We start from the raw sequence: 7,731 nt of genomic DNA, 5'->3' as shown, positions 1-7,731 counted from the left end.
CAAATCCGATTCCCAAGTTAGGAATTCCTGCGGCAAATAAGGCGCTACCACAACCGCCGAAGACCAGCCAGTAGGTGCCAAAAAATTCTGCGAATAGTTTTCTCATAAGTTTAGTTTTTAATCATGGTAGTTCATGATTGGTTAGTATCCTAAAATTATAAAAAATCAAAAAGAGACACTTTAACCCGGAATAAACTTATTAACAGTAACGCGGTAGGCCGATTTAAAAGCCAACTGCCATTCTTAAAAGGTACGAGCGAAGATTATTAACAAAAACAAAAAACCACCACTGTAAAGTGATGGTTTTTTTATTGAGCCGGCAGAGGGACTCGAACCCACGACCTGCTGATTACAAATCAGCTGCTCTAGCCAACTGAGCTATGCTGGCGTCTCAATGTGTGTGCAAATATAAAAGTGAAATTTAATTCTCCAAAATATTTTGGCACTTTTTTATTTTTTTTTCTGCTTAAAGTGCGTTGATTTTTTCAACCAATTGATTTGCAGTTTGTTCTAATTCAACATTGATTTGTTTGAAATGCGCTTTTTTGTTTTCAACTTTCTTAGCATTCACTTTTGAAATCAAACCATCAAAAGACGCAATCGCTTCATCAATGATAGCGTTTGATTTGTCAGATGGTTTTCCTGAAGTTGTCATTTCATAAATGTATACTGCTTCAATAATATCACCCAATACAAAGTTGATGTCTTTTTTTAAATTCTTAACACTTCCCATTTTCTTGTAAATTTTAAATTTGGCGCAAAATTACATTAAATCTTTAGAATACAAACTACGAAATATAAATTTCTAGTATCGAGGCATTGCCACTAATCTGAAAATCAGTTAAAAAAGCCGGAATTAAAACCGTATCTCCTTTTTGATAATCAAATTTTTCTCCGTTGGAAAGCAATTGAAAATCACCATCCACACACATATACACCGTGAAGGAATTTTGATTTTTACTAATTTGTACAGCGCCATTCAACGGAATGAGATTGGTTGTAAAATACTGACAATGCACAATCTCATTGGAAACATTTGCAGTTTTAGCATATCTTTTCTGTGCTTCAACAGTCTCATAGTTAATAGCTTCCAAAGCTAAATCAAGGTGCAATTCGCGCTGATTGCCATTAGCATCAACCCGGTCAAAGTCATAAATGCGATACGTAATATCCGAAGTTTGCTGGATTTCGGCAATGACAATTCCGGCTCCAATGGCGTGAATCGTTCCGGTATCTAAGAAAAAAACATCGCCTTGCTGCACTTTTTTGGTATCTAAAATATCCAACAACTTTTTATCATTTACATGCTGTAAAAATTCTTCCGGTGACGATTTTTCTTTGAAACCAACAATTAGTCTGGCATCAGTATCCGCTTGCATGACGTACCACATTTCGGTTTTACCAAAAGAATTGTGGTGCTTTTTGGCCAATGCATCATTCGGATGCAATTGAATGGATAAATCTTCGCGGGCATCGAGGTATTTAAAAAGCAACGGAAATTGCTTTCCAAAAACCTGATATACTCTGGTTCCTAAAATTTCTTCCGGAAATTCCGCAATCAATTCGTTTAGTGATTTGCCTTTGAAAGCACCATTGGCAACGACACTAACATCATTGTCAACCGTGGAAATTTCCCAGCTCTCGCCGGTTATATTGGACGTTATGGGTTTATTGAGAAAGGTGTTCAATTTGGTTCCTCCCCAAATTCTTTCTTTTAAAATCGGGTCAAATTGTAATGGATATAGTTTCATTTTTGGCATTTCGGCAAACTTACATGGTTTTCAGAATTTCGAGCGCTTTTTCGATATGAATTTTTCCCGATGTACTATCAAAAATCAATTGAATCACACCCGTAGCATCAGCAACATAAGTCGCCCGTCCCGGAATAAGTCCGAGATAATCATTGGGAACACCAAACGTTTTCCTGATTTTTTTATCGGAATCCGAAAGCAAAATAAAAGGAAGTTGGTGTTTGTTGGCAAAGGCAATATGCGATTGCAGACTGTCACCGCTAATGCCTATAACCTCAGCTCCTAAAGCTTTAAAATCTTCGTATTGATCGCGAAACGAACAGGCTTGTTCGGTGCAAACTCGGGTGTCGTCTTTGGGATAGAAATAAATGACAGTTGGTTTTTTTCCAATAACAGTATCGCTTTCAAAGACATTCCCGTGATGGTCAATGGCGGAGAAATTTGGGATTACATCTCCCACTTTCAAACTCATTCTCCTTTAAAAGTTACAAAGTTTCTCGGAGTTTCATACAAAACTACTTCTAACTCTTTATCAGCATCAATATGCTTTCGGAGTTTTTGCCAAATCACTACGGCTATATTTTCGGCTGTCGGATTTAGATTGGCAAACTCAGGAACATCAAGATTTAGATTTTTATGATCAAATGCATGTTCAATGTGTTCTTTAATCAAATCCGAAAGTATTTTGACATCAATCACATAACCCGTTTCCGGGTCAATTTCTCCAGTTACGGAAACTGTTAACTCATAATTATGTCCGTGAAAATTAGGATTATTGCACTTACCGAAAACGGCATCGTTTTTTTCCATCGACCAATCTTTACGATACAATCGGTGGGCGGCGTTAAAATGTGCTTTTCGTGATACGGTAACTTTCATACTTATAGTTTGTGGTCTTCGAGGTAATGATAGAATTCGTCAAAAATGATCTTAAACCAAACCGTATAAATCTGAGGATTTTGAAGCATATCATTTTTCACATCTTCAATTTTCATCCATTTCCAGCTTTCTACCTCATCTTTGTTGATGTTTGGTTCATCATTATAATAGCCAATCATGACATGATCCAATTCATGCTCGGTCAGGCCGTTGTCAAATGGAGCTTTGTAGATAAAATGAAACAATTCTTTGAGCTCTGTTTTGAAACCCATTTCTTCATACAATCGGCGGATTCCGGCTTCAATGTTAGTCTCCCCGTCGCGTTGATGGCTGCAACAAGTGTTTGTCCAAAGCAATGGCGAATGGTATTTATGATGCGCCCGTTGTTGCAACATGATTTCGTTATTGCTGTTCAATACAAAAACCGAAAAAGCACGGTGCAACACCGCTTTTTCATGCGCTTCCAATTTATTCATCAAACCAATGGGTTCATCCTGCGGGTTGACCAAGATTACTTTTTCTTCTGTCATAACATTTATTAACCCACAAAAATACGAAAAAAAATAAGCCTTAATAAGTATGCCTAACGAACAACCGTTAAACTTTCCTTAAATCGCTGCAATTTGCAACCTAACTGACATTTCACTTCGTATATGTGATGTAAATTTGTAGTAGATTTAAAATCAATAACCATGCGAAAATCCATTTTTAACTTTTTACTTTTGTTGCCACTAGTCATGTTGAATGCTTGTGGCCAAACCAATACTAAACAAGACTTAACATCAAAACCCAACGCTATGGAAAACGTCATTTCAAAACCCGAAAATCCGTATTACTCTAACACTGATACCAAAAAACTGGATTTGCCTGATGCCGAATGGAAAAAAGTGCTGTCACCCGATTTGTATGCCATAGCCCGTCATGCTGATACCGAAAGGGCCTTTACCGGAACGATGTGGAAATCGGACACCAAAGGAACTTACTATTGTGCGGCTTGTGGCTATAAGCTTTTCAAATCAGAACAAAAATTTGTGAGCAGCTGTGGTTGGCCAAGTTTTTTCGAACAGGAAAATAAAAGCAGTATCACTTTCAAACCTGATAACTCCTACGGAATGCAACGTACCGAAGCGCTTTGCGGCAGATGCGGTAGCCACTTGGGACACTTGTTTGACGATGGCCCGGAACCAACAGGAAAACGCTATTGCATGAATGCAGTTTCATTGGATTTTGTTCCGGATGGTGTAATTGCTGAAAACAAAAACAATCTGGAAACGATAGTGCTTGGCGGCGGTTGTTACTGGTGTGTAGAAGCCGTGTACGAGCAACTGGAAGGCGTAACAAAAGTAGTTTCGGGTTTCTCAGGCGGTACTGTTGAAAATCCGAGTTACGAAGAAGTCTGTACCGGAAACACCGGAGCCGCTGAAGTAGTTCAGATTACATACGATAAAACCAAAACCAATTTAGACGAAATCTTAAAAGTCTTCTTTACGGTTCACGACCCAACGACTTTAAACCGACAAGGTGCCGATGTAGGAACCCAATACCGTTCGGTGATTTTTTATAAAAATCCGGAACAAATGAAAGCCGCTGAAAGTATCATAGCCGAATTGAATATGGCTAAAGTTTATGACAGTAAAATTGTGACAACTTTGGAACCGTTCAAAGCTTTTTACAAAGCGAAAGACTATCATCAGAATTATTATGAGAACAACAAAGACCAACCGTATTGCCAATTGGTAATTCAGCCGAAATTGGAAAAATTCGAGAAAGTCTTTAAAGATAGATTGAAAAAGAAGCACTAATAAAAAGTCCCGATTGCTCGGGACTTTTTTGTTATAAGATATAATCGGTATTGATAAAATTGGATTCTTTGCTATTAAGCAGTTCCTGAAGAATAGCGTTGTTATAGGCATTGTCTTTGGAAGCTACAAACGTTCGAATAGAAAACGAACGCAACGCATCGTGTATACTCAAAGTTCCCACGGCCGAATCTTTTCTTCCGGTAAACGGATACACATCGGGACCTCGTTGGCAAGAGCTGTTCAGGTTTACTCGACAAACCAAATTTACTAACGTATCAATGAGTGGCGCGATGGTTTTAATGTCTTTGCCAAACAAACTCACTTGTTGTCCGTAATTCGATTCCGCCATATCATTCAACGGTTCCTGTATGTCTTTGAAAGTCAAAATCGGAATCACCGGCCCGAATTGTTCTTCGTGGTACACCCGCATTTTTTTATTGATTGGAAATAAAACGGCCGGAAAAATATAGTTTTCGGTTCGTTCGCCGCCTTTGGCATTGATAACATTGGCGCCATTGGCTTTAGCATCATCAATTAATTCCTGAATGTAATTCGGTTTTTCTTTTTCCGGAAGCGGTGTTAAGGAAACCCCTTTCTCCCATGGATTTCCAAATGGTAAGGCATCCACTTTTTCGGCAAATCTTCTATTAAATTCCGCAGCGACTGATTCGTGGACATACAAAATTTTCAATGCGGTACAACGTTGCCCGTTAAACGACAACGTTCCCATAATGCATTCCTGAATCGCTAAATCCAAATCGGCATCCGGTAAAATAATCGCCGGGTTTTTGGCTTCCAAACCTAAAATTAAACGCAAGCGGTTTTTATTCGGATGCTGGTCCTGAAGTGCAATGGCTGATTTACTGTTCCCAATTAAGGCTAAAACATCAACCTTTCCGGATTTCATTATTGGCGATGCAATATCACGTCCTCGGCCGTAAACAATATTGACAACACCTTTCGGAAAACTGCTTCGGAAAGCTTCAAGCAATGGAGAAATCAACAATACTCCGTGTTTGGCCGGTTTAAAAATGACTGTATTTCCCATGATAATCGCGGGAATCAACAAGGCGAATGTCTCATTTAGCGGATAATTATAAGGTCCCAGACAAAGCACTACACCAAGCGGACCGCGACGTACCATGGCATTCACTCCTTGGCTTTTGGTAAAACGGGCACTGTTTCGGTCGAGTTGTTTGTAGTCTTCAATGGTATCGTAAATGTATTCCACGGTTCGGTCGAATTCTTTTTCAGAATCGCCTAAGGATTTCCCTATTTCCCACATTAAATACTTCACGACTTCGCTTCTGGTGGCTTTCATCTGCGTGACAAAATTCTCCATGCATTTGATTCGGTCAATGACTTTCATCGTCGGCCATATCCCCTGCCCTTTGTCATAAGCCGCCACAGCTGATTTTACTACCTCATCGGCAGCTGTTTCTCCCATAGTCGGGATGGAACCTAACAGTGTGGGTTCATAATTTTCTGTCGAAGAAATCGTGGAATATACGGGCGATGTTTCGCCAGTCCATTTTTTTAATTCTCCGTTGACTAAATAAGTATCTTGATGTAATAGATTGGTGATCTGAAATTCACTTGGAACAGTACTCATAAAAAGATGATTTTTTATAAAATTACTATTTCTGCTATAACCTTCGACAGCCTTTTGGAAAAAGAAATTAACTAAAACGTTGTAATTGAATTTAGCGCCATAAAAAGAAACACTTATTTCAAACTTTGCGCGATTTTCAAGGCGCATTTTTCTCCATCAATGGCTGCGGAAATAATACCACCGGCAAATCCGGCTCCTTCGCCACATGGATATAAGCCTTTAATTTGAAGATGTTCCAGCGTTTCATGGTCACGCGGAATCCGCACCGGTGAGGAAGTACGACTTTCCGGAGCGTGAAGAATGGCGTCATTGGTCATATATCCTCGCATTGCTTTTCCAAATTCAGTAAAGCCTTCGCGCATGATTTGCGTCAGAAATCCGGGAAATACTTGTCCCATTTCTACCGAAGTCGTACCGGGAACATAAGAAGTTTTCGGAATGGAAGAAGACACTTTGCTTTGGGTAAAATCAACCATGCGTTGGGCTGGGACTTTTTGAGTTTGTCCGGCCAACTGCCAGGCTTTTTGTTCGATGCTTTTTTGAAATTCCATTCCGGCGAGTGCTCCGAATTTGGCAAAGGGTTGGAAATCTTCCAGTTTTAATTCGACCACTATGCCCGAATTAGCGGTAGCTTGATCACGCTTAGATGGCGACCAGCCATTAGTAACCACTTCTCCCGGACTTGTGGCGCAAGGCGCAATGACACCTCCCGGACACATGCAAAACGAGTACATCCCACGGCCGTTAACTTGTTTCACTATCGAATAAGGCGCGGGTGGCAAATACTCACCACGAAAATCACAGCTGTATTGAATTTTATCTATCAACTCCTGAGGATGTTCAGCGCGAACGCCTAAGGCAAAAGGTTTGGCTTCGATGAGAATCTTCTTTTTATCCAACAATTCAAAGATATCACGGGCGGAATGTCCGGTTGCCAGAATCACTTTATTAGCCGAAATCGTATCGCCATTTTGTGTTACGATTCCGTGAATTTCGTTGCTTTTTATGATAAAATCGGTCACACGGGTTTCGAATAAAACCTTTCCACCGCATTCGATAATTTTCTCCCGAATGTCCTGAATGATTTGCGGCAATTTGTTGGTTCCGATATGCGGATGGGCTTCGACCAAAATATCAGGCGTAGCACCAAAACCAACCAACAACTGCAGAATTCTGTCGACATCGCCCCGTTTTTTGGAACGAGTGTACAGTTTCCCGTCTGAATAAGTTCCTGCTCCGCCTTCGCCAAAACAATAATTGGAATCTTCGTTGACAATATGGTCTACATTGATGGCTTTCAAATCACGACGGCGCCCGCGTACATCTTTGCCACGTTCTATGACTATTGGTTTTAAACCCAATTCTATTAACTGCAAAGCGGCGAAAAGTCCGGCTGGTCCGGCTCCCACAATAATCACTTCCTGTTTATTGGCAACATTTTGGTATTCCGGAAGTTCAATTTTTTGTTCAGTATATTTTTCATCGATTAGATAGACTGAAACTTTAAGATTGACCTTTATCGCTTTTTGCCGTGCATCTATGGAACGTTTCAGGATTACAACTTTATGAACCAATTTGGTAGAAACCCGAACTAATTGAGCCACATGTTCATAAAGCAAACTTTCGTTGGCAGCTATTTCTGGAGAAACCTGAAGTTGTAATTCGCGAGGCATGACTAGATTTTTTT

Annotated in this window: 8 protein-coding genes, 1 tRNA gene and 1 pseudogene; 1 reads left to right on the top strand and 9 read right to left on the bottom strand. The window is 39.9% G+C overall.

All coding sequences use genetic code 11. The features are described from left to right. The 7 genes and pseudogenes from V7D82_RS06125 to idi form a co-directional block, all read right to left on the bottom strand. Positions 1-106 (bottom strand): annotated as a pseudogene (locus V7D82_RS06125) (aquaporin); the annotation flags it as partial. 208 nt (positions 107-314) lie between these two features. Next, positions 315-388, bottom strand: a tRNA-Thr gene (locus V7D82_RS06120). 78 nt (positions 389-466) lie between these two features. Next, positions 467-733, bottom strand: a complete 267-nt coding sequence (locus V7D82_RS06115; protein ID WP_333600091.1) for a hypothetical protein — start codon at positions 731-733, stop codon at positions 467-469. Positions 734-788: 55 nt separating this feature from the next. Beyond that, the gene (locus V7D82_RS06110; protein WP_333600090.1) at positions 789-1,751 is read right to left on the bottom strand and encodes a type I phosphomannose isomerase catalytic subunit; all 963 of its coding nucleotides are present in this window, start codon (positions 1,749-1,751) and stop codon (positions 789-791) included. A 19-nt stretch (positions 1,752-1,770) separates the two neighbouring features. Continuing rightward, a complete protein-coding gene (locus V7D82_RS06105) occupies positions 1,771-2,223 on the bottom strand; it encodes a peroxiredoxin (protein WP_333600089.1) in 453 nt (150 codons plus the stop codon). Continuing rightward, positions 2,220-2,630 carry a 6-pyruvoyl trahydropterin synthase family protein gene (locus V7D82_RS06100; RefSeq protein ID WP_333600088.1) on the bottom strand — a complete coding sequence of 137 codons (411 nt, stop codon included), beginning with the start codon at positions 2,628-2,630 and terminating at the stop codon, positions 2,220-2,222. Before V7D82_RS06100 ends, V7D82_RS06105 begins: the two co-directional genes overlap by 4 nt. A gap of 2 nt (positions 2,631-2,632) precedes the next feature. After that, on the bottom strand, positions 2,633-3,160 hold the full coding sequence (idi, locus tag V7D82_RS06095; RefSeq protein ID WP_333600087.1) for an isopentenyl-diphosphate Delta-isomerase: 528 nt from the start codon (positions 3,158-3,160) through the stop codon (positions 2,633-2,635). 207 nt (positions 3,161-3,367) lie between these two features. Here idi and V7D82_RS06090 point away from each other — a divergent pair, with 207 nt between their 5' ends. Then, entirely contained in the window at positions 3,368-4,432 is a 1,065-nt protein-coding gene (locus V7D82_RS06090; RefSeq protein ID WP_333600093.1) for a bifunctional methionine sulfoxide reductase B/A protein, read from the top strand. 31 nt (positions 4,433-4,463) lie between these two features. Here V7D82_RS06090 and V7D82_RS06085 read toward each other — a convergent pair whose 3' ends face one another. Together V7D82_RS06085 and V7D82_RS06080 are read right to left on the bottom strand one after the other, a co-directional pair. Next, entirely contained in the window at positions 4,464-6,044 is a 1,581-nt protein-coding gene (locus V7D82_RS06085; RefSeq protein ID WP_333600086.1) for an NADP-dependent glyceraldehyde-3-phosphate dehydrogenase, read from the bottom strand. A 113-nt stretch (positions 6,045-6,157) separates the two neighbouring features. After that, positions 6,158-7,717, bottom strand: a complete 1,560-nt coding sequence (locus tag V7D82_RS06080; RefSeq protein ID WP_333600085.1) for an NAD(P)/FAD-dependent oxidoreductase — start codon at positions 7,715-7,717, stop codon at positions 6,158-6,160. Between the last annotated feature and the right edge of the window lie 14 nt (positions 7,718-7,731).

It is taken from the genome of Flavobacterium sp. (assembly GCF_036741995.1).
In the GTDB taxonomy this organism is placed as follows: Bacteria; Bacteroidota; Bacteroidia; order Flavobacteriales; family Flavobacteriaceae; genus Flavobacterium.
This window is presented reverse-complemented; position numbering and strand designations above follow the sequence as displayed.

Coding starts and splice junctions, on each gene's coding strand:
- V7D82_RS06100 (WP_333600088.1), bottom strand. CDS start 2,630: ATGAAAGTTACCGTATCACGAAAAGCACATTTTAACGCCGCCCACCGA.
- V7D82_RS06115 (WP_333600091.1), bottom strand. CDS start 733: ATGGGAAGTGTTAAGAATTTAAAAAAAGACATCAACTTTGTATTGGGT.
- V7D82_RS06110 (WP_333600090.1), bottom strand. CDS start 1,751: ATGAAACTATATCCATTACAATTTGACCCGATTTTAAAAGAAAGAATT.
- V7D82_RS06105 (WP_333600089.1), bottom strand. CDS start 2,223: ATGAGTTTGAAAGTGGGAGATGTAATCCCAAATTTCTCCGCCATTGAC.
- V7D82_RS06085 (WP_333600086.1), bottom strand. CDS start 6,044: ATGAGTACTGTTCCAAGTGAATTTCAGATCACCAATCTATTACATCAA.
- idi (WP_333600087.1), bottom strand. CDS start 3,160: ATGACAGAAGAAAAAGTAATCTTGGTCAACCCGCAGGATGAACCCATT.
- V7D82_RS06090 (WP_333600093.1), top strand. CDS start 3,368: ATGTTGAATGCTTGTGGCCAAACCAATACTAAACAAGACTTAACATCA.
- V7D82_RS06080 (WP_333600085.1), bottom strand. CDS start 7,717: ATGCCTCGCGAATTACAACTTCAGGTTTCTCCAGAAATAGCTGCCAAC.